Here is a 20,469-nt window from a genome sequence, read left to right as displayed (position 1 = left end):
GAGGCGCCGGCGTCCCGCTGGTCCGGCGGTCCTGTGTCCTGGGCGAAAGGACCCGTGCCGTGCCGCCGCTCTCCTCGGGCGATCCCCCGCGCCGCCCGAGGAGGACGGCAGCCCGGCGTGGACCCACGAGGAGCCCGACCGGACGCGCTGAGTATAGTTGGCTGCCAGCCAGTCAACGCAGGAGTCCAGCATGTCCCCGCGTAGCGCCTCGGTCAATGAAGAGTTGCGAAGGCGTTCGAAGGAGCGGCTTCTGCAGGCCGCCGTGGAGCTGGTGAGCGAGCGCGGCTACGACGCGACGACGCTCGGCGACATCGCCGACCGAGCGGGTTCCGCGCGGGGCCTGGTGTCGTACTACTTCCCGGGGAAGCGCCAGTTGGTGCAGTCCGCCGTGCACCGCCTGATGCACCGGACGCTCGAGGAGGCGCTGGAACAAGAACCGCGTACCGACGACGGGCGGGAGCGGATGGCGCGGGTCATCGACGCGATTTTGGGCCTGGCCCGGGACCGTCCCGTACTGATGCGCCAGCACATGGCCGGGCTGCTGCAGGCCGAGGGTTTCCTGCCCTGCCCCGAGCAGCGGCGGCTGGCGGAACTGCTGAGCGACACCGTCGCCCGGTACGGCTCGACGCAGGTAGGCAGCGACTATCCGATGCTGCGCGCCCTGTTGATGGGTGCCGTGTACTCGGCGCTGGTGCCAGGTGTGCCGATGCCCGTCACGGTGCTGCGCGAGGAGTTGTTCCAGCGGTACCGGCTGGACTGGGAACTCGGTGTCCCGCCGGACACCGAGGTGCCCGGCGGGACGGGTGCGACGAGTCCGCCGGACCGGCCCGAGGACGGGGGCCGGACGGACGGACCGAACCACTCGGACAAAACACCCGGCCCGGAGGGGGCGGGCGGCAGGGACGCGCCGGACCGGACGGATGTGTCACGGTTCTTCGCGACCGGGGCGGCGCCGGAGTCTTCGGCACCCGCCCGTCGTCCCGAGCCTGAAGGTCAGTCGAAGTAGTCCGGCTGGGTCTGCACGTTGAGCTCACGCATCTTGACCCAGCGGGCCGGATCCGTGCGCCGGTCGTCGATCTTCAGGACGTCGAAGCCCTTGGCCATGTCGTTCGAGTAGATGTAGCCGTTGTAGTAGTACGCCGACCACGAACCGCCGGTGACGAGCTGGTCGGTGCTCAACGGCCCCCGCTCGAAGTAGGCGATCTCCTTCGGCTTCGAGGAGTTGGTGAAGTCCCAGACGGAGACGCCACCCTGGTACCAGGCCTGGACCATGAGGTCCTTGCCCTTGACCGGGATCAGCGAGCCGTTGTGGGCGACGCAGTTCTCGGTGTCCGCCTGGTGACGCGGGATCTTGAAGTAGCTGCGGAAGACGAGCTTGCGCTTGTCGCCCTTGCCGACGACGTCGTAGATGCCGTCCGCACCGCGGTCCGGTCCGACCTCGGCGTTGCAGGTGGCGGCGCCGCCACCGCCCAGCTCGTCGGTGAACACGACCTTGTCGGCCCGCTGGTTGAACGTCGCCGAGTGCCAGAAGGCGAAGTTGACGTTGTCCTGCACCCGGTCGATCACCTTGGGGCGCTCGGGGTCCTTGATGGAGAGCAGGATGCCGTCACCCATGCAGGCGCCGGCCGCCAGGTCCTTGGAGGGCAGCACGGTGATGTCGTGGCAGCCCGTGGTCTTGGAGACACCCGGGTTCGTGGGCCCCCCCGGATTGCCGCCACCGTCGGGACCCTCACCGGGGAACAGTACGGGGAACCCGACCACGGCCGCCCTGTGCGGGGCCTTGCGCGGCACCTTGATGACGGAGATTCCGTCGTGCGGCGGCTGGCAGTCGGGGTAGGCGGCATTCGGCGAGTACGAGGAGACGTACACGTAGACGTTCTTACCCTCGGGCACCAGCGAGTGGGTGTGCGAGCCGCAGGCGGTCTCGACGGCGGCGACGTAGCGCGGGTTGCGCTTGTTGCTGATGTCGAAGACCTTCATGCCCTCCCACGAGGACTTCTCGGTCACCGGCTGCGTGGTGCTGTTGCAACTGCTGTCGCTGCGCGACGAGTCGGTGGAAAGGAACAACAGATCGCCGGAGACGGAGATGTCGTTCTGGGAGCCGGGGCACAGCACCTGGGACACCGTCTTCGGCAACTTCGGGTTGCTGATGTCGTAGATGGTGAAGCCGTCGTAGTTTCCGGCGAAGGCGTACCGGCCCTGGAAGGCCAGGTCCGAATTGGTGCCGGTCAGCGCGTCCTTGGGGACGTGAGCGACGTGACGGATGTTGTCGGAGTGGACGATCTCGTCCTGGGCGGGTATCCCGCCCTCCGCGATGGCCTCGCGCGCTTGCGCCTGCGCGCTCTTCGACATCTCCTTCGAAGCGGGCGGCGCGTCCCCGGGGTCGGGGGTCGCCGCGGCCGGGGCGGCGGTCAGGAGCGCCGCCAGCAGCCCACCGGCCGCCGCGGCAACTCCCAGCCGTCTGCGCCGGGGCCGGGGAACATTGAACAGGATCACTGTCTTCCTCCCTTGTTCCGTTCAGCTCGGAACGGGTTCCGCTCCGGCAGTATGGTCCTGAGCATGCACATATCAACAGTGGGCAACATGCTCGCAACGAAGTTTTTTGATCACTACCGCGCGGAAGCGTGCTAGGGCAGTCGTCAACGCTCACGAGGCATCGTGCCACCCGCCTGACCCAGGAGGTCCCGTGTTCCACCACCGTGCGTCACGCGTGTCCGTCGTCGCGACCGGGCTGGTCGCCCTGGCCGTGCTCGGGATCACGGGCTGCGACTCCGATACGGACGACGCCGGGCCGGCCTCGGCGGGCGGCCCCTCGGTGATCGCGCCGGGCGAGCCCGGAGGTCAGAACCGGACCCTGTCGGCCGAGGAGGCGGCGGAGCAGCGCGTCGAGGACGACTCCCCCAACTCGGCGGACGTCTCCTACTCCCGCATGATGATCGAGCACCACTCTCAGGCCCTGGAGATGACAGAACTCGTCCCGGACCGCGCCGAGTCGACGAAGATCGTCAAACTGGCCGAGCGGATCGCCGCCTCGCAACAGCCCGAGATCAAGGCGATGGAGGGCTGGCTGACGAGACACGGCAAGTCCGAGGAGGCCGACGGGCACTCCCACGGACACGACCACGCGACGATGCCCGGGATGGCGACCCCGGGCCAGCTCAAGAACCTCCGCGCGGCCAAGGGGAAGGCCTTCGACCAGCTCTTCCTCACGCTGATGATCACCCATCACGAAGGGGCGATCGCCATGGCCACGGGAGTGAAGTCGGAGGGCAACAACATTCAGGTCGAGGAGATGGCCGACGACGTGGTCGCCCAGCAGACGAGCGAGATCACGCGGATGCGCTCCCTACTCTGACGCCCGCCGGGTGTGACGCGGGGTCAGCAGGCCCGCGTCACGAGCCCGTCCGATGACCCTGAGCGCTCCGCGCCGACTGTATCCGGTCGCGCACATCACGGCGAGGACCGGGTCGGCTCCCTCCTCCTGGGCCGCGCGGTACTCCCGCGCCACGAGGCGCCTCCCCACGGGCTCCCGCGGCCGGACCGCGCGGCTGCGCGTCTTCGGCTCCCCCGCACCGGGCGGCCGGGCCCGGACGGCGGAGCCGCCCTCGGATGCCGCTTCGCCGGCGGTCGGTGGGACGGCGGCCGACACGATCCCGGCTGCCACGACACCGGCCGCCCCGTCGCCGGGGCCCGGCCCGTCGTCTGCACCGCACGCCCGTGCGAGCGGCCCTTCGATCCAGTCGGCGAACAGCGCCAGGTCCTCCAGTGACAACGCGGGCCGGGCCCGTACGTCCTCGACACAGACGCAGAGCCCGGACACCAGGGCGAGCGCTTCCACACCGGCCCCGTCGGCGAAGGTGAGCCGCACATGGAACCAGCGGGTCGCGTGCTCGCCCTCCCGCACCTCCCAGGCGGGCCACACGAAGACCGCCCCGTCCGCCGGAGAACGATCGGAAAGATGGAGAAAAGATTCCTCAAGCACGCATGCTACGTAAGCACGTGATCACTTTCCATACGAACGAACACGCACCCCGGCTGCCGGACGGCACCCTGTCAGCGCAGCGGATGCAGTCCACTCCGTGAGGAACGACCGCCCGCGTGGACGGGAAGGGCCGCACGGAGACGGTAGGCGGTACCGGCTGCCCCGGCCGGCGGGGCGGAGCAGGCACGCGCAGCGGTACAACCGTTGACGGTGAGACCGCTCTCGGTCCGCGACCAGGCGTCGGGGACCGGTCGGATGGCCGTGCCCGGTACCCCGCGCGACTCCTCGCGCGTCCTGGACACCCTGCTGAATCAGGACGGAGGCGTGCGCCCGGAGATGGTCAACACCGACAACGCCTCGTACTCCGACATGGTGTGCGGCGTCTTCAAGATGCTCGGCCACCGCTTCGCGCCCTGCTTCCGGGACCTGGCCGGTCAGCGGTTCCGGCGCGCGGGCCTCCCCTCCGCGGCCTGTACGGGGAAGAGCACCTCAGCGACGCCGAGGCCCGGGAGCTACGGGCGGCTGGAGGCACTTGCCCGCACAAGGTGCAGCTCCAGAAGATCGAGACCTGATGGGTCGACGTCGTCATCGACACCATCTCCGCACCTCACGACCTCGCCCCGTACCTGAAGCTGGTGGCGATGGACGGCACCCTCAGCCTCCTCGGGTACCTGGGCCCGGTCACCGTCGAGACCATGGACCTGCTCGTCGGCCGCAAGAAGCTCAGCTCCGCGGGCAGCGGAGGCCGCTCCTCGACAGCCGAGATGCTCCGGTTCTGCGCCGCCAACTGAATCGCCGCCGACATCGAAGTGCTCCCGTCGTCACAGGTGGACACGGCACTCGGCCGCCTCCGGCTAAACGACGCCCGTTACCGCTTCGTGCTCGACATGTCCGGCCTGGGGGTTGAGGAGCATCGGAACGAAAACCGGCGCTGAGGATCTGTCGGCCCTGGTGGGTGGCCGACGAGGCGCCAGTCGCGGGACCGGTCCGAAGCCTTCCGCAGACAACGCCCTGCTACCTGCGGAACGGCCGATGGCGACCTGCGGGGACGACTCGGAGACCGTGCGCGAAGCGGCCCCGTCACCTGCGGCAAGGCCGCCGCCTTCCCGTCCTTGGCTGAGCTTCGGCCCTGGTGCAGTGGAGCCGCCCGGTGGCGCCACCGGGCGGCAGCATGCTGCCTACATCACATCGTCCGCCAGCCCTCGGTCCTGCTAGTGGCCGATCTTGTCCAACTCGGCGAGTTCCTCGTCGGAGAGCGGAAGTCCCACGCCGGCGACGTTCTCGCGCAGGTGCGTCACAGACGAGGTGCCGGGGATGAGCAGGATGTTCGGCGACCGCCGCAGCAGCCATGCCAGGGCGACCGACATCGGCGTCGAGTTCAGCCGGGCGGCCACGGCGGAGAGTTCCGAGGACTGCAGCGGGGTGAAGCCGCCGAGCGGGAAGAACGGCACGTAGGCGATGTTCTTGGCGGCGAGGTCGTCGATCAGTTCGTCGTCCTGGCGGTAGGCGAGGTTGTACATGTTCTGCACGCACACGATCGGTGCGATCGCCTGCGCCTCGCTGACCTGTTCCGCGGTCGCGTTGCTCACTCCGAGGTGTCGGATCAGGCCCTGCTGCCGGAGTTCGGCAAGGGCCTCGAAGGGCTCGGCGAGCGAGCCGGGCCGGGGCCCCTGGGCATCGCCGAGCCGGAGGTTGACCACGTCGAGCGCATCGAGGCCGAGGTCCTCAAGGTTCTCGTGGACGGCGCGGCGCAGGTCTTCGGGCTGCCGGGCGGGGGGCCAGCCGCCCTGTCGGTCGCGGACCGCGCCGACCTTGGTCACGATGTGCAGCGATGCGGGATAGGGGTGCAGCGCTTCACGGATCAGCTGGTTGGTGACGCGTGGTCCGTAGGCACCGGCGGTGTCGATGTGGGTGATCCCCAGGTCGGCGGCCTCGCGCAGGACGGCGAGCGCACCGTCGTGGTCGGCGGGCGGGCCCATGACCCCGGGGCCGGCGAGCTGCATGGCGCCGTAGCCGAAACGGGTGACGGTCAGATCGCCCAGCATCCAGGTGCCGCCGGACAATGACGTGGAGGGTGTGTTCATGGCTGTGTCTTTGGTCTTTCTGCTGGGCGGGATGTTACAGAGGGCCGCGTGTCACGCGATGCGCCGCTTTTCGTGGGCCGCTGTCTGGGTCGGTCACCGGCGCGGACTTCGCTTTGCCCATGCCGTAGATGTTCGCTCGCAGACGAGCGGCGCATCCAATACCGACCCGATGCCTTGTGATACCCGTCAGGTATCACGGGAGTACGCTGTGGCTGTGGACACCTTGGAGACCCGTGAGTTGAGGTACTTCGTCGCTGTTGCCGAGGAACTGCACTTCGGCCGCGCCGCCGAGCGCCTCGGCATGGCCCAGCCACCGCTGTCCCGGGCGATCCAGCAGCTCGAGCGGCGTCTTGGTGTTCGCCTGCTGGACCGCAGCCGCCGCGGCGTCGCTCTGACCAGCGCCGGAGAGGTGCTGCTGCACGAGGGCCGCGCGGCCCTCGACGCGACCGCCGCCGCCGCCCGCCGCGCCCGCCGCGCCGGTGGCGCCGACAGCCCTGGCGGTCCCCGCAACCGCCTGGTGCTGGCGGTGAAGGCCGGCGCGTCCCACGAACTGCTGCACAAGCTCCTCGACGCCTACGCGGCCGAGCCCGGCGCCGCCGAGATCGAGGTGCTGCCGAGCGGTACGTGCGAGCAGGGAGAGATGCTGCGCGACGGCCGCGCGGATGTGGCGCTCATGCACGCGCCGTTCAACTCCCTCGCCGGGTTCGACAGCGAGGAACTGATGACCGAGGGGCAGATCGCCGTTCTGCCCGCCGGGCACCCTCTCGCGGCGCACAGGACTCTGTCCCTGGCCGACATCACCAGCATCCCCGATCTTCCGCTCGCCCGCTGGTCCCGCGACGGCACCTATCCCCCCGGCCCGGGCCCCGAGATCCACGACCAGACGCAACTGGCCCAGCTGATCGCCCTCGGACGCACCGCGGCCGTCTTCCCCGACTCAGCCCGCGCCTGGCTGTGGGCCGAGCACACCGCCGTCCCCCTGACCGACGCACCTCCCGTCGTCACCCACATCGCCTGGCCCGCGCACAGCCGCTCCCTCGCCCTCGCCGGGCTGATCCGCACGGCAGCACGGCTATGACCCTCTCCTGCCTTCCCTCACCGCCGCCTTGCCGCCTTGATGACACGCCGCCCGACAGCCGGTCCATGCACGGCACGGACCGGCCCGCGAAGCTGTCACCGCTCTGACCGGCGAGACGGCCCCCGGAACCCCTTGCGGGTCGCTGACCAGTAGGTGCGCCTTGGTCAGGATGGCCACGACCATGACGAGCCGATGACGCCGTACGCCATCGCCGCATCACTCGTCGTCGGTGGCGTCCTTGTCGCGCAGCGCGCGCAGGCCGTCCGGCGGCTCAGGGACCGGACGGGATACCGGCCGAGCATGCTGGTGCGGTGCCGTACGAACGGTGAGAGGCGGGCGACGTCCTCGTCGCGGGCATCGCCAACCGCCGTACCGCCGCTACTCACGACCGTCCTGACAGACGACCGAATATGACTGTCCGAGGCGTTGACCAGAAAGCGCTTGCCCCCTATGTTCCGTTCAGCGATGTGAACCGGCCGGGGCGGCGCGGCGGTGCCACCCCGGGCCCTCCGTATCGCCACGTCCCCCACATCACGGCAGAAGGAACCGGAACATGACTTCCGCGGCACGACCACGCGCCCGCGGGCGCGCGCTGACCGGAGCGCTGGCCACCCTCGGCCTCTCGGTTGGCATGATCATGACTACTGGAGCGTCCTCGTCGAGCGCCGCCACCTGGCCGACCCCGAACGGCAGTGAGGGCGTCTCCTCCACCATCTCGGTGTCCGGCACCAAGGACTACGGGATGAAGCGCCTCTACGGCACCGGCGACCTGGGCTCGGGCGGTCAGGACGAGGACCAGGGACCGATCCTGCAGCTGACGGACGGCGCGGTCCTGAAGAACGTCGTCCTCGGCGCCCCCGCGGCCGACGGCATCCACTGCACGGGCTCCTGCACACTGCAGAACGTGTGGTGGGAGGACGTCGGCGAGGACGCGGCCACGTTCAAGGGCAAGTCGTCGTCCTCGGTCTACACCGTCAGCGGCGGCGGGGCCAAGGAAGCCAGTGACAAGGTGTTCCAGTTCAACGGCGCCGGCACGCTGAACGTGTCGAACTTCGCGGTCAAGAACTTCGGCACCTTCGTGCGCTCCTGCGGCAACTGCTCGACGCAGTACAAGCGCACGATCAACCTCAACACCGTCGAGGTGAGCTGGAAGGGCGGCAGGATCGCCGGCATCAACACCAACTACGGCGACAGCGCGACCCTGCGCAGCATCAGGATCGTCGGGGACAGCAGCAAGAAGATCGTCCCCTGCCAGAAGTACGTCGGCAACAACACCGGCGCCGAGCCGGGCAGCAACGGTTCCGGTGCCGACGGTACGTACTGCAAGTACACGTCGTCCGACATCACCTACCAGTAGCCCTCCGACAGCCCCCACGGGGGGGGTGGCGGCCGCGCACGGCGCCCGCGTGGCGCTGCGCACGGCCGCCGCCCTCTGTCCGACGGCCGTTCCTCGCCCGCCCCACGCCTTTCCCCGGCGGCTCCGCCGCCCCCGCCTCACGTTCCGCCGCACCGCTTTGACCTGCGTCGGCGCCTGATCCTGAGGTGACTGTCAGTGGCGGGGGGCAGACTTACGGATGTCCTGAATGAGGGCGTCGACGAAGACGTCGCGGAGGTGATCGGCATGTCCGAGGTACTGCTCGCCGTGGGCACCCGTAAAGGTCTGTTCATCGGGCGGCGGCGGGGGAACCACTGGGAGTTCGACGAAAGTCCCTACTTCAACGCGCAGGCGGTGTACTCGGTCGCCGTCGACACCCGCGGCGCGGTCCCGCGGCTGCTGGTCGGCGGTGACAGCGCGCACTGGGGCCCGTCCGTGTTCCACTCCGACGACCTGAGCCGGTCGTGGACCGAACCGGCGCGGCCCGCCGTCAAGTTCCCCAAGGACACGGGGGCGTCACTGGAGCGGGTCTGGCAGCTCCATCCGGCGGCCGCGGAGCCGGACGTGGTGTACGCGGGCACCGAACCGGCGGCGCTCTACCGCTCGGAGAACCGCGGGGAGACCTTCGACCTGGTCCGGCCGCTGTGGGAGCACCCGACCCGCTCCCAGTGGGTTCCGGGCGGCGGCGGCGAGGGCCTGCACACCGTACTGACCGACGAGCGGGATCCGCGGGCGGTGACGGTCGCCGTGTCCACGGCGGGCGTGTTCCGCACGCTGGACGGCGGTTCGAGCTGGGCCCCGTCCAACTCGGGTGTCTCCGCGGTGTTCCTGCCGGATCCGAACCCGGAGTTCGGCCAGTGCGTGCACAAGGTGGCCCGGGACGCGGTGACACCGGACCGGCTGTACCTGCAGAACCACTGGGGTGTGTACCGCAGCGACGACGCGGGCGCGCAGTGGACGGACATCGGTGCCGGGCTGCCGTCGACGTTCGGTTTCACGGTCGTGGCCCATCCGCGTCGGGGGGACACGGCGTACGTGTTCCCGATCAACGCCGATTCCGACCGCGTACCGGCCGACCGGCGCTGCCGCGTCTACCGCACGACGGACGCGGGTCGGAGCTGGGAGCCGCTCGGCGCGGGCCTGCCGCAGGGCGACCATTACGGCACGGTGCTGCGCGACGCGATGTGCCACGACGGCGCCGACCCGGCGGGTGTGTACTTCGGCAACCGCAACGGCGAGGTGTACGCGTCGGCGGACGACGGCGACAGCTGGCAGCAGCTCGCCGCGCACCTGCCGGACGTGCTGTGTGTCCGGGCCGCGGTGCTTGCCTGAGGGGCCCGGCGGTGCCGGGGTGGGTCAGGTGATACGTCAGTCGGCCGTCGCCGGTCGCGGGCCGCCGTGAACCGTGGCCGGCAGGGGCCGGTCACTGAGGCCAAGTCCGCTCGCGGGTCTTTCAGCCCCGAGATGGTCCACCGCCTGGAGGTCGAGCGCACCACCGTCGTAGCGGACGGCGCATCACCCTGACAGCGATTCCCCACCTCTGCCCTGCTTCGCAGCAGTCCGGTTCCTCCCGACCGAAGGCCGGAGCGTTCCCGGAGGTTCTCGGTGCCCCTGGACCGGCACGCGTCGGCGTCCTCCGGCACGGCGGGGGGGGCGACACAGGTTGACGTCTCCTCGGGGCGAGCGCCCGGGCGGACGTCGGTTTGGTCGGGTGACGCGGGCCCTCCGGGGAGCCCGGGTCCTGCCGGGCCCCGCGCCGACGGCTCTAACCGGTCGGCGCGTCCGCCTCCTGGACGGACGGCAGCCGCCAGTCCACGGGGGCGGCGCCCTGCCGGACCAGGTAGTCGTTGGCCCGGCTGAACGGGCGCGAGCCGAAGAAGCCCCGGTCCGCCGACATGGGCGAGGGATGGGCCGACTCGATCGCGGGGTGGTCCCCGAGCAGCGGGCGCAGATTGCGCGCGTCCCTCCCCCACAGGATCGACACCAGGGGTCCGCCCCGCGCGGCGAGGGCACGGATGGCCTGCTCGGTGACTTCCTCCCAGCCTCTGCCCCGGTGTGCGGCGGGCTTGCGCGGGGCGGTGGTGAGCGCCCGGTTGAGCAGCAGGACGCCCTGTTCGGTCCACGGGGTCAGATCCCCGTTGACGGGCCGGGGCAGGCCCAGGTCCGCGTTCAGCTCCCGGTAGATGTTCTCCAGGCTGCCCGGCAGCGACCGTACGTCCGGGGAGACCGCGAAGCTCAGTCCGATCGCCATTCCCGGTGTCGGATAGGGGTCCTGACCGACGATCAGGACCCTCACGTCGTCGAAGGGCTGCTGGAACGCCCGTAGGACATTCGCTCCCGCCGGCAGGTAGGTGCGGCCGGCCGTGACCTCCGCGCGCAGGAAGTCCCCCATGGACGCGACGCGTCCGGCCACCGGTTCCAGAGCCTTTGCCCAGCCGGGCTCAACAAGTTCGTGCAAGGGTCGTGGTGCCACGGTCGATCACTCTACTGGCTGCCACCGACATGCCCTGCCCGGCAGCCCGCTCCCGGTGTCGGTGTCGGGGCGTCCCGGGACGCTACTCTTCCTCCCCGTCGAGGTAGAGGCAGAGGCCCGGGAAGAGAGGGGAGCCCGTTGCGTCCGTCCGACAACGGTCTGCCGACGAACGGCCGGCCGAGCAGCGGTCAGCCGGTCCGGCAGGGGGCGGCGACGGCAGGCGCGCGGGATGCCGGGCCCGGATTCGTCGCCGTGGACTCCGGGGGCTCGGGGCTGCGGGTCGTCGTCGGTGCCGTCGGGCGCGGTCCGCTCGCCCGCACCTCAGGGGAGCCGGTGCGGACCGGCTCCCGGGGGATCGACCCCGGCCATTTGATGGAACAACTGGTGCCCATGGCAAGGGGGCTGGCCGCCGGGGCCGGCGTCGGCCGACTGGACACGGCGGCCGTCGGTGCGGCCGGGCTGGCCAGTCTCGGGGACGCGCTGCGCGCCGAGCTGCCGGGGGCGCTGGCCCGGGAACTGGGAGTGCGTCGCGTCGTGCTGGCCGCGGACGCCGTCACCGCGTACGTCGGCGCCCTGGGGCCGCGGCCGGGTGCCGTGGTCGCCGCCGGTACGGGCCTGATCGCCGTCGGCACCGACCTGGCCGGCTGGCGCCGGGCGGACGGCTGGGGGCATCTGCTCGGCGACTGCGGCGGCGGCGCGTGGATCGGGCGGGCCGGCCTGGAGGCGGCGCTGCGCGCGCATGACGGACGGGACGGCGGCTCCGGGCTGCTGCTGGAGTGCGCCGAGAGGATGTTCGGCCCGGCGGCGTCCCTTCCCGGCCGTCTGTATCCGCGTACCGACCGGGCGGCCGTCCTCGCCTCCTTCGCGCCCCGGGTGGCCGAGTGCGCCGGCAGTGACGCCGTCGCCGCGGGCATTCTGCGGTCGGCCGCCCGGCACATGGCGGACTCGGCAGCGGCCGTCTGCCCGGAGCCGGGCTCGGGCGAGCCACTGGTGGCGTTCACCGGTGGGCTGCTCGACCTGGGCGATCCCCTCCTCATACCCCTGGGTGAGGAGCTGGCGAAACGGTTGCCGCGGGCACGGCGGCTGGCCGCGGAAGGAGATCCGTTGCACGGGGCGGTCCGTATCGCCACCGACCTCGCGACGGATTCGTTCACCCTTCCGGGTGACGAGAAGATGCTGTGCGTGACGAGCCCGGCAGGTGCGGGCTGCACCGGTGCGCCCGATGTCCGCACATAACACATCAGACAAATAAGGACGTAGTCCGCGCAGGCGCACCCTCCCCGAACAGGGGAGTCCGGGAAACCACTAACATTCCGCTCCATGAGTACCCCCACTGGGCCTGCGTCCGGCCTGCCAGTACGAATGCCGCGCCCCCGCCAGCCCGGACGGCACCGCCGTCCCGAGCCTCTGGTGGCTCCCGAGGGCGCGCCCGCGCTCGTCCTCGCCGTGCCGGGTACTCCCAGCAGCGCCACTCGCTCCCTCGCCGACGAGGTCATCAGCATCGCCCGTTCCGAGCTGCCCGGCCTGGACGCCCGGATCGGTTACCTCGACGGGGACGACGCGGAGTTCCCCACGCTGCAGTCGGTGCTGGCGTACGCCGCCGAGGAGCGCGCCGCCCGCTTCGAACAGGCGCGCGCGGCCGATACGGACGTCAAGGAGCCGGACGGCCCCGTCGCCGTCGTCGTACCGCTGCTCGCCGGTCCGGACAGCGCGCTGCTGCGCCAGGTCCGTCAGGCCGTGATGGACAGCCGTGTGGCCGCCGAGCTGACCGACGTTCTCGGTCCGCACCCGCTGCTCGCGGAGGCGCTGCACGTACGGCTGTCCGAGGCGGGGCTGGCCCGCGCCGACCGCGCCCGCCTGTTCACCGTGGCGACCGCGGCGGACGGTATCGTCCTCGCCTCCGTGGGCGGTGGCGAGGCCGTGCAGGCGGCCGGGATCACCGGCATGCTGCTCGCCGCGCGCCTCGCCGTGCCGGTGATGGCGGCGGCCCTGGACGAGGAGGGCTCGATCGCGTCGGTGGCCGAGCAACTGCGCAACTCCGGTTCGCAGCAGCTGGCGCTCGCGCCCTACCTGATCGGTCCCGAGATCGACGCGAGCCTGGTCGAGGAGGCCGCGAAGGAGCTGGGCTGTTCCGCCGCCGAGGCGCTGGGCCCCTACCCGGCGATCGGCAAGCTCGCCCTGGCCAAGTACACCTCCGCGCTGGGTATCAGCCCGCAGCAGACACAGAGCACTCCGGCGCACTGACCCCGGGCGGGCTCTCCGCTCCACGACGCAGACGCCGAACAGGCCCGCTCCGGTCACCGGGGCGGGCCTTTCGGCGTGCACGGCCGGGTGCGTACGGACCGGTACGTGCCGACCGGGTGCGGGCGGGCGGAGCGCTCAGCCCACGACCACGCAGGACGCCGCCGCCACGGGGATCGAGCCGCGGCGCCTGGGCATCCCGGTGTCCGGGTCGAGCGCGAACCAGGTCACGTCCCCGGAAGGCTCGTTCGCCACGTACAGGAAGCCGTGGGACTCGACGAGCGCGCGGGGCCAGTGGCCGCCGCAGGGCACGGTGGTGATCAGCCGCAGACCGGGCGTCCCCTCCGTCCCTGCCACCCCGTCGCCTGCCTCCGGGCGGTCGACGACCTCGAACACCGACAGGACGTCCTCTCCGCGGGTCGCGGTCCATACGAAGCGGCCGTCGGGCGAGACGGCGACGCCCGACGGGTAGGCGTCGCCGGACGGGACACCGGGCAGGACGGGGATCTCGGCAAGTGGTCGCAGCGTGCCCTCGGCGGCGTCCCGGCGGCAGACGGTCAGGGCAGGACTGAGTTCGTGGAGGAGGTACGCGCGCGTGCCGGCCGGGTGGAAGGCCAGGTGGCGCGGGCCCGAGCCGGCGCGCAGCGCCACCTCGCCGTGCGGCGCGGGAGTCCCGTCGGCCGGCGCGTACACCCGTACCGAGTCCGTGCCCAGGTCGACGGCGACCGCCCAGCGGCCGCTCGGGTCGGGCTGCACCTGGTGGGCGTGCGACCGCTGCCGGCGGCTGCCCGGTCCGGTGTGCGGGAACACCCCGGACGCGGAGCGTGCCAGGCTCCCGTCGGCGTGGACGAGGACGGCGGTGACGCTGCCCGAGCCGTAGTTGGCGGTGAGGACGTGTCCGGCGAAGCGGCAGAGGTGGGTCGGCCCGTCCCCGTGGACCGGCACCGCGGGCCCGGCCTGCTCCGGCACGCCCCCGCGTCCCCGGTGCCGTCCCCTGCCCTGTCCCCGGCCCCGGGCAGCCGGAACACGGCCACGGCCTCTTCGGCCGTCTCACTGACCGCGTAGAGCGTCCGCCCGTCGGGCGAGAGCGCCAGGCGGGAGGGATCGGGCAGGCCGTTCACTGTGCTCAGGACGGTCAGGGCGCCGTCGTCGGGGCTGAGGTCTGCGGTGAGGATGCCCGGACCGCCGGCCGTCGTGAACGATCCGGCGAAAGCCCGCCGCCGTCGTCCGCCGTCCGTCACGCCCGTGTCCCCCGCGCTCACCTCTGGTCCCCTCTCGCTTCCCGCCGACCGGGGTGACGCTAGCTCCATCCTCCGCGGGTCACTCTTTTGCACAGCCTCCAAGCTGGATCACGGTCCTGAAGCGATCGTGCTTCGGCGGGTTCTGCACCGCGGACCGCTGCGCTGATCGGTGGCTGACCAGCTGTGATCAGTTGATCCTCCCGAATGGGCGACCTGCGGAGGACGGAGCTAGCAGCCGGCCCTCAAAGGTCTGGACCAGGAGTCCGCGCCCGTCCGATCGGGCCAGCGCCCTCAGGCCCCGGCCGGCGGAGACCCGGAAGGGGCCCGCAGGGGTACGGCGAGTTCGGCGAGGGCCCGCTCCAGGCCGTGGAGATGGGTCAGGGCCGGTTCCGCCGCCGCCGGGGGCGTCCGTACGGCGATGTCTCCCCGGCCGTCGGTGAGCGCCCCGACCGCCCTCTCCACGCGCCGGCACGCGTCGGCCAGGCGTGCGTCGTGGGAGGCCTCCGGATCGGCGGCGACGAGGACGAGGCCGCGGATCTCCCGGGCACAGTCGTCGAGCAGCGCGAGGACCGCGCGGGCGCGCCGCTTGCGGCCGAGCATGGGGTTCAGCGGGTGGACGAGGGGGGCAACCGAGAGTCGCACCCGGGCGAGCAGCTGTTCCAGCTCGGCCGCCTTCGGCGCCGGGTCGGCTCCCTCGGACCCCGCCAGCCGCGCGGCCGCCTCCGTGGTGCACGCGTGGACGCACCGCAGGGCCCGCCGGATCCAGGCGTCGGTGACGCCGTGGGTGGTCACGGGCAGGACGAGGGCCACGGCAAGCCCTGCGCCGAGCGCTCCGACGCCGGTCTCCACCACCCGCAGGGTCAGCAGCGCGGGGTCGAGCACGCCCAGGAGGCCGTAGAGCATGGCGGCGAGCAGCGTCACCCAGAGCATCATCCAGGTGTAGGACACGGCGGCCGTGTAGAAGATGCCGAAGACGCAGACCGCGACGACCAGCGCCGTGGCGAGCCCGTCGCCGTGCGCGGGGACCGCGACGAGCAGGCCGAGACCGATGCCGATGACGGTGCCCAGCACCCGCCGGAAACCCCTGACCAGGGTCTCGCCGCGCGAGGTGGTGTTGACGAAGACCCACCAGGTGGCGCCGACGGCCCAGTACCAGCGCTCACCGGAGACCAGTTGGCCCACGACGAGCGCGAAGCCCGCGCCCGCCGTCGCCTGGACCGCCTGCCGCGTGGTCACGCGGGCCAGCCCGGTGCCGCCGGGTGCGGCGGGCACCACCGCCGGGGGCAGGCGGCGCTCGTAACACCAGAGGCCGAAGCGCACCGCGGCGGCGGCGGACACGGACAGCAGGACGGAGGCGTACAGCTCGGGCAGTTGACCCGTGGTCGCGTGCAGGAACTGCGCCACGAAGTAGGTCATGAACGCGAACACGCCGAGACTGTGCCCGCGCGGGCCCCAGCGCCGCGCGTACACGCCCAGCCCGACCACAGCGAGAAAGGTGAGGTCCCGGGCCACCGGGTGGTCGTACAGCCCGGCCGCGGCGGCGAGCACGGGCAGTCCGACGGCGGGCAGCAGGGCGGTGGTGACCGCCTGCCCGCGGACGGTGACGTCGGTGACGGTGAAGAGGGCCAGGAGGGCGGCGAGCCCGCCGGTGACGACGCCGGTGAGCGAGTGACCGGCCAGGCCGCAGACGGCGACCGCCAGGCCGATGCCGAGCATGGCCCGCGCGGCGAAGCGCAGCCTCGTCCGGCCCGGGTCCGGGGCCGTGAACACCCTCTTCAGCACTGCCGACCGCCCCTCGAAGAACCATGGTGTGCGCGGATGCGCGGTTACGCGCCATGACGCCGTTGCGCGCCGGCACGAGAAAGGCGCCGCGGAGTCCGCAGCGCCATCGATGCGCATATCTCAACATCCCGGCCCCCGCTGGCTCAACTCTTCCTTGCCCGGTTGAGCCAATGGCACATCGGGAGCCCTTGGGGAGTGGTCGATGGGGTACCAACGGCCGACGACGCGTGGCCCAACGATCCGGACGGGCGGGCGGCCATTGGTACAGTCGGAAACGATCACCGGTGACGAGCCCGCAGGACAGGAGGCCGGGGGCCATGGCCGTGGACGAGCTGGACACCCGCATCCTGCGCCTGCTGCTGGAGCAACCCCGCACCAGCGTGCGGGAGTACGCCCGCCTCCTCGGGATCGCGCGCGGCACGCTCCAGGCCCGCCTCGACCGGATGGAGCGCGACGGTGTGATCACCGGGACGGGTCCGGCCCTCTCCCCCGCCGCGCTGGGCCATCCGGTGCTCGCGTTCGTGCACATCGAGGTCACGCAGGGGCATCTGGACGAGGTCGGCGACGAACTGGCCGCCGTGCCGGAGATCGTCGAGGCGTTCTCGATCACCGGCGGCGGGGATCTGCTGACCCGGGTCGTGGCGCGTGACAACGCGCATCTCGAGGACGTGGTCCAGAAGCTGATCAACCTGCCCGGCGTGGTCCGCACCCGCACCGAGGTGGCACTGCGCGAGCGCGTCCCGCACCGGCTGCTTCCGCTGGTGAAGTCGATCGGCCGGACGGCTCGCCCCTAGAGTCCGCCCGCGAGTCCTTCCGCTGTCCGGACCTTGGCATCCTTGGCCCCATGAGCGCTTTCGACGCACTCGCGGTCGTCTTCGATCTCGACGGAACGCTCGTGGACAGCGAGCCGAACTACTACGAGGCGGGCCGGCTGACCCTCGCCGAGCACGGCGTTCCGCGCTTCTCCTGGGCGGAGCACGAGCGCTACGCGGGGATCAGCACCCGGGAGACGATCACCGACTGGCGGGAGCGCTACGGGCCGCACGCCTCGGTGGAGTACCTGCTGGAGGTCAAGAACGGGCACTACCTCCGGCTGGCCGGCGCCTCGATACACGTGCACCCCGAGATGCGCCGGTTCGTCGAGCTGCTGGCCGCCGATGGCATACCGATGGCCGTGGCCTCCGGCTCCTCGCCCGAGGCGATCGGGGCAATCCTGGCCGGCACGGGCCTGGACGCCCACCTGCGTACGGTCGTCTCGGCGGAGGAGGTGCCGCGCGGCAAGCCCGCCCCCGACGTCTTCCTGGAGGCGAGGCGACCCGTCGGCTCGGGGCGGCCCCGCCGCCTGCGTGGTGCTGGAGGACGCCACCCCGGGCGCCGCCGCCGCTCACGCCGCGGGCATGCGCTGCATCGCGATTCCGTACGTCGCGGCGCAGGCCGACGCCTCGGAGTTCGCCAACGCCTCGCTGCTGCTGCGCGGCGGGCAGCGGGAGTTCGCGGCACGGGCCGCGCACGAGTGGCTGACGCGAGCCGCCCGGCCGGCCTGACGGGGCCCGCCCGACGGGGTCGCGCAACACGGCGGACGCGGCCGGACGACGGGCCCGGGCCCCGTCGGGCGGGTGTCGTCGGCGAACGGCCGGATAGCGCCACGAAGTACCAGTAATCGATGTACTTGGCGAAAGCCGACGCGAGCGCCCTGTACGTCAACCTCTACAGCCCCTCCGAACTCACCTGGTCCGAAAGGGAGTCACGGTCACGCAACCACCCGCTTCCCCGAGGAGCAGGGCAGCACGCTCACCATCGGGGCGGCCCCGCCTCGTTCGCCCTGCTCCTGCGCGTGCCGGCCTGGGCGACCGGCGGGTTCCGGGTGACCGTCAACGGACGTGCGGTGCCCGGGACTCCGGTTCCGGTCGGCTACTTCAGCGTCCGACGGACCTGGCAGGCCGGTGACACCGTGCGGGTCCTGGTGCCGTTCCGGCTGAGGGCGGAGCGCGCGCTCGACGACCCCACGCTGCAGCCCCTGTTCCCTGGCCCGGTCAACCTGGTCGCCCGCGCCCCGTCGACCGAGCACCTGCAGTGTGCGCTGTACGGCAACGTCGGCCTCTCCGGCGATCTGCTGCCCTCGCTCACCCCGGTCGCCGGGAAACGGTTGCACCACACCCTGAACGGCGTCGGGTTCGCACCCTTCCCGGAGGGGGGCCGAGAACCCGACGCACGCCCACTTCCGGCGCTCGGACCCCCGTGTGGTCTTCGACGCCGGCGTCGCCGACCCCGCCCGGGGCGACGGCGTCACGCTGCTGGACGAGATCTGGGCGGGGCCCTCTTCGGCAGCAAGGGCGCACTGGTCACACGGGTACGGACGACGGTCGCCGACCGGGCACTCGCCGGCCTGCCGAGCGGCACGGACGGCGACAGGGTGGCGCGTACCGCGCAGAACGCCTCCTCCGCGGCATGAGGTCATACGGCGAGAGGTCATGCGCGTCCCGGCAGAAGTTTTCTTCCGGAAGGATGATTGTCTCGCCACTTTCATCCGTACTCCATGGTGTTGGGCTGTTGACACACCAGGAGGAACGATGCGCATCTCGCGCAGCACGGCAGGAACCGCGTTCATGGGCGGAGCCATGGTTCTCACCCTCTCCGCGCTCGCCTACCCCACCATGCTGGGCGTGCAGACCACATCGAGCACCCCGGACCGCGTCGTCGCCAACACGCAGTACGGCCAGCTGACCGAGACCGACCGCGACTTCGTGGTCAAGGTGCGCGCCGCCGGGCTCTGGGAACACCCTCTGGGCCTGCTGGCGATGGAGCGGGGTACGACTCCGGAGATGAAGGAGGCGGGCGAGCACCTGGTCGTCGGGCACGGACGGCTCGACGAGAGCTGCCGCAGGATCTCCCTCGAACTGGGCATCACCCTGCCCAACCAGGCCTCGCCCCAGCAGGAACAGTTCGTGGAGAGCATCAAAACCACCAACGACAAGGAGTTTGACACCTTGGCGGTGAACATCATGCGGGTGACCCACGGCCAGATCTTCCCAGCGATCGCCAAGGTCCGGGCCAACACCAGGAACACCCTGGTACGGCAGCTGGCCGACCAGGCCAATGACACCGTGCTCGACCACATCACGGTGCTGGAGAAGACCGGACTGGTCAATCACGAGCAGGTCAACTTCCAGCAGACCAGCCCGCCCAAGATGCCCCGGGAGCAGGTGACGCCGCCTGCCCCGCCGGCGGGCGCCCCGGTGCTGGTGCTCGAGATCCCCGAGGAGCTGAAGGACCTCAACACCGTTTCCCCGGCGCCGACGCCTGCCTCGACGGTGAAGTAGACGCCCCGCGGAACCCGGAAACCCTAGGTCAGGACCCGCGGCGGGGTTTACCCCGGCGCGGGTTCTTCGGTGTGCCGCCGGTGCCCTTCCGCTGCCCGCGGGCGGCCGGCCCGCCCGGCGCCTGCCGACGCCGGGTCCCGGCTCCGGCTCCGGCTCCGCCCTTCTCGGCTCGCCCGGGCTTCTCCTTGGACTTCCCCTGCGCCGCGGACGGCTGGGGCCGGGTGCGGCCCCGCGTGCTGTTGACGGTCCGGCCGCGGACGATCCCGATGAACTCCTCCACCAGGCCGCTGGTCGCGTCCTCGGGCCAGACCAGCGCCACACTCGACTCGGGGGCGTCCTTGAGCGGCCGGTGGGTGAGGTCCTTGCGGTGGTGCAGCCGCGCCAGGGACAGCGGTACGACGAGCACGCCGATCCCGGCCGCGACGAGCTCGACGGCGTCGGCGGTGGTGGCGGGGCGTTCGAGGGCGGGCCTCCCGGGCGGGTTCTCCCAGGTGAGGACGTCGTCGAGGGGGTGCAGCAGGATCTCGTCGGCCAGGTCCTCCGGGGACACCTCGTCGACCGCCGTCACGATGTGGTCCCTGGGGACCACGACGACCGTCTGCTCGGTGTAGAGGGGAATCGCGCTGAGCACCGTCCGGTCGACGGGCAGCCGGACGAGACCCGCGTCGGCGTCACCGGCCAGCAGCAGGCCGGCCGCCCGAGCGGCGGGCGCCTGGGCGAGGGCCAGCGGGACACCGGGCAGCCGCTCGTTCCAGACGCGCACCCACTTGCCGGGCATCACCCCGGGTACGTACACGAGCCGGAACGATAGGGACACATCCGAGCCTGTCACCCGGCCAGGTTACCGTCCGTGGCCACGGCCCCGGACCGCCGACGACGGCCCGGGGCCGGCC

General features: G+C 71.7%; 16 protein-coding genes and 4 pseudogenes. 13 read left to right on the top strand and 7 right to left on the bottom strand.

Going from position 1 to position 20,469, the window contains the following annotated elements; all coding sequences use genetic code 11:
* Positions 1–190 precede the first annotated feature (190 nt).
* Positions 191–1,006: a TetR/AcrR family transcriptional regulator gene (locus HUV60_RS30850; RefSeq protein WP_443047457.1), complete on the top strand. Its 816-nt coding sequence runs from the start codon at positions 191–193 to the stop codon at positions 1,004–1,006.
* Here the strand turns inward: HUV60_RS30850 and HUV60_RS30845 are convergent.
* Positions 994–2,496 (bottom strand): LVIVD repeat-containing protein, encoded by a 1,503-nt coding sequence (locus tag HUV60_RS30845; RefSeq protein ID WP_257853326.1) that lies wholly within the window; start codon positions 2,494–2,496, stop codon positions 994–996. The genes HUV60_RS30850 and HUV60_RS30845 overlap by 13 nt on opposite strands.
* A 190-nt stretch (positions 2,497–2,686) precedes the next feature.
* Between HUV60_RS30845 and HUV60_RS30840 the strand changes: the two genes are divergently transcribed.
* On the top strand, positions 2,687–3,355 hold the full coding sequence (locus HUV60_RS30840) for a DUF305 domain-containing protein (protein ID WP_257853319.1): 669 nt from the start codon (positions 2,687–2,689) through the stop codon (positions 3,353–3,355).
* On the opposite strand, the gene HUV60_RS30835 is transcribed toward HUV60_RS30840, so the two are convergent.
* Positions 3,347–3,922: a DUF6214 family protein gene (locus tag HUV60_RS30835; RefSeq protein WP_257853318.1), complete on the bottom strand. Its 576-nt coding sequence runs from the start codon at positions 3,920–3,922 to the stop codon at positions 3,347–3,349. The two genes, HUV60_RS30840 and HUV60_RS30835, sit on opposite strands and share 9 nt — an antisense overlap.
* Before the next feature lie 282 nt (positions 3,923–4,204).
* On the opposite strand from HUV60_RS30835, the pseudogene HUV60_RS30830 reads away from it, so the two are divergent.
* Both HUV60_RS30830 and HUV60_RS30825 read left to right on the top strand, forming a co-directional pair.
* Positions 4,205–4,528 (top strand): annotated as a pseudogene (locus tag HUV60_RS30830) (Tn3 family transposase); the annotation flags it as partial.
* 32 nt (positions 4,529–4,560) lie between these two features.
* Positions 4,561–4,917: pseudogene (locus HUV60_RS30825) on the top strand (NAD(P)-dependent alcohol dehydrogenase); the annotation flags it as partial.
* Between the two features lie 276 nt (positions 4,918–5,193).
* Here HUV60_RS30825 and HUV60_RS30820 read toward each other — a convergent pair.
* Positions 5,194–6,066 carry an aldo/keto reductase family oxidoreductase gene (locus tag HUV60_RS30820; protein ID WP_269441261.1) on the bottom strand — a complete coding sequence of 291 codons (873 nt, stop codon included), beginning with the start codon at positions 6,064–6,066 and terminating at the stop codon, positions 5,194–5,196.
* Between the two features lie 214 nt (positions 6,067–6,280).
* Between HUV60_RS30820 and HUV60_RS30815 the strand changes: the two genes are divergently transcribed.
* The 3 genes from HUV60_RS30815 to HUV60_RS30805 all read left to right on the top strand — a co-directional run bounded on the left by HUV60_RS30815 (position 6,281) and on the right by HUV60_RS30805 (position 9,851).
* Entirely contained in the window at positions 6,281–7,144 is an 864-nt protein-coding gene (locus HUV60_RS30815) for a LysR family transcriptional regulator (protein WP_269441260.1), read from the top strand.
* A gap of 553 nt (positions 7,145–7,697) precedes the next feature.
* Entirely contained in the window at positions 7,698–8,501 is an 804-nt protein-coding gene (locus HUV60_RS30810) for a pectate lyase (protein ID WP_257853316.1), read from the top strand.
* 195 nt (positions 8,502–8,696) lie between these two features.
* Complete coding sequence (locus HUV60_RS30805) at positions 8,697–9,851, top strand: WD40/YVTN/BNR-like repeat-containing protein (RefSeq protein WP_257853315.1); 1,155 nt, start codon at positions 8,697–8,699, stop codon at positions 9,849–9,851.
* A gap of 433 nt (positions 9,852–10,284) precedes the next feature.
* Here HUV60_RS30805 and HUV60_RS30800 read toward each other — a convergent pair whose 3' ends face one another.
* Positions 10,285–10,992 (bottom strand): uracil-DNA glycosylase, encoded by a 708-nt coding sequence (locus HUV60_RS30800; protein ID WP_257853314.1) that lies wholly within the window; start codon positions 10,990–10,992, stop codon positions 10,285–10,287.
* A 252-nt stretch (positions 10,993–11,244) separates the two neighbouring features.
* Here HUV60_RS30800 and HUV60_RS30795 point away from each other — a divergent pair, with 252 nt between their 5' ends.
* Both HUV60_RS30795 and HUV60_RS30790 read left to right on the top strand, forming a co-directional pair.
* Positions 11,245–12,228: an N-acetylglucosamine kinase gene (locus tag HUV60_RS30795; RefSeq protein ID WP_257853734.1), complete on the top strand. Its 984-nt coding sequence runs from the start codon at positions 11,245–11,247 to the stop codon at positions 12,226–12,228.
* An 84-nt stretch (positions 12,229–12,312) separates the two neighbouring features.
* The gene (locus HUV60_RS30790) at positions 12,313–13,236 is read left to right on the top strand and encodes a sirohydrochlorin chelatase (RefSeq protein WP_257853313.1); all 924 of its coding nucleotides are present in this window, start codon (positions 12,313–12,315) and stop codon (positions 13,234–13,236) included.
* A 135-nt stretch (positions 13,237–13,371) separates the two neighbouring features.
* On the opposite strand, the pseudogene HUV60_RS30785 reads toward HUV60_RS30790, so the two are convergent.
* Both HUV60_RS30785 and HUV60_RS30780 read right to left on the bottom strand, forming a co-directional pair.
* A pseudogene (locus HUV60_RS30785) lies at positions 13,372–14,474 on the bottom strand (lactonase family protein).
* A 291-nt stretch (positions 14,475–14,765) separates the two neighbouring features.
* A complete protein-coding gene (locus HUV60_RS30780) occupies positions 14,766–16,256 on the bottom strand; it encodes an FUSC family protein (RefSeq protein WP_257853312.1) in 1,491 nt (496 codons plus the stop codon).
* Between the two features lie 317 nt (positions 16,257–16,573).
* Between HUV60_RS30780 and HUV60_RS30775 the strand changes: the two genes are divergently transcribed.
* The 4 genes and pseudogenes from HUV60_RS30775 (at position 16,574) to HUV60_RS30760 (ending at position 19,576) form a co-directional block, all read left to right on the top strand.
* Positions 16,574–17,050, top strand: coding sequence for an Lrp/AsnC family transcriptional regulator (locus HUV60_RS30775; RefSeq protein ID WP_042169485.1), 477 nt, complete (start codon positions 16,574–16,576; stop codon positions 17,048–17,050).
* Positions 17,051–17,100: 50 nt separating this feature from the next.
* Positions 17,101–17,800, top strand: a pseudogene (locus HUV60_RS30770) (HAD family hydrolase).
* A gap of 119 nt (positions 17,801–17,919) precedes the next feature.
* Entirely contained in the window at positions 17,920–18,708 is a 789-nt protein-coding gene (locus tag HUV60_RS30765; protein ID WP_257853311.1) for a glycoside hydrolase family 127 protein, read from the top strand.
* Positions 18,709–18,826: 118 nt separating this feature from the next.
* Positions 18,827–19,576 carry a DUF4142 domain-containing protein gene (locus HUV60_RS30760; RefSeq protein ID WP_257853310.1) on the top strand — a complete coding sequence of 250 codons (750 nt, stop codon included), beginning with the start codon at positions 18,827–18,829 and terminating at the stop codon, positions 19,574–19,576.
* 28 nt (positions 19,577–19,604) lie between these two features.
* On the opposite strand, the gene HUV60_RS30755 is transcribed toward HUV60_RS30760, so the two are convergent.
* Complete coding sequence (locus HUV60_RS30755) at positions 19,605–20,408, bottom strand: LysR family transcriptional regulator substrate-binding protein (protein WP_257853305.1); 804 nt, start codon at positions 20,406–20,408, stop codon at positions 19,605–19,607.
* Positions 20,409–20,469 lie beyond the last annotated feature (61 nt).

Source organism: Streptomyces sp. KMM 9044 (assembly GCF_024701375.2).
Taxonomy (GTDB): domain Bacteria; phylum Actinomycetota; class Actinomycetes; order Streptomycetales; family Streptomycetaceae; genus Streptomyces.
This window is presented reverse-complemented; position numbering and strand designations above follow the sequence as displayed.

Bases quoted from the DNA above. Each gene is read 5' to 3' on its own strand.
- HUV60_RS30765 (WP_257853311.1), top strand. From the start codon at position 17,920: ATGTACTTGGCGAAAGCCGACGCGAGCGCCCTGTACGTCAACCTCTAC.
- HUV60_RS30775 (WP_042169485.1), top strand. From the start codon at position 16,574: ATGGCCGTGGACGAGCTGGACACCCGCATCCTGCGCCTGCTGCTGGAG.
- HUV60_RS30760 (WP_257853310.1), top strand. From the start codon at position 18,827: ATGCGCATCTCGCGCAGCACGGCAGGAACCGCGTTCATGGGCGGAGCC.
- HUV60_RS30790 (WP_257853313.1), top strand. From the start codon at position 12,313: ATGAGTACCCCCACTGGGCCTGCGTCCGGCCTGCCAGTACGAATGCCG.
- HUV60_RS30810 (WP_257853316.1), top strand. From the start codon at position 7,698: ATGACTTCCGCGGCACGACCACGCGCCCGCGGGCGCGCGCTGACCGGA.
- HUV60_RS30820 (WP_269441261.1), bottom strand. From the start codon at position 6,066: ATGAACACACCCTCCACGTCATTGTCCGGCGGCACCTGGATGCTGGGC.
- HUV60_RS30850 (WP_443047457.1), top strand. From the start codon at position 191: ATGTCCCCGCGTAGCGCCTCGGTCAATGAAGAGTTGCGAAGGCGTTCG.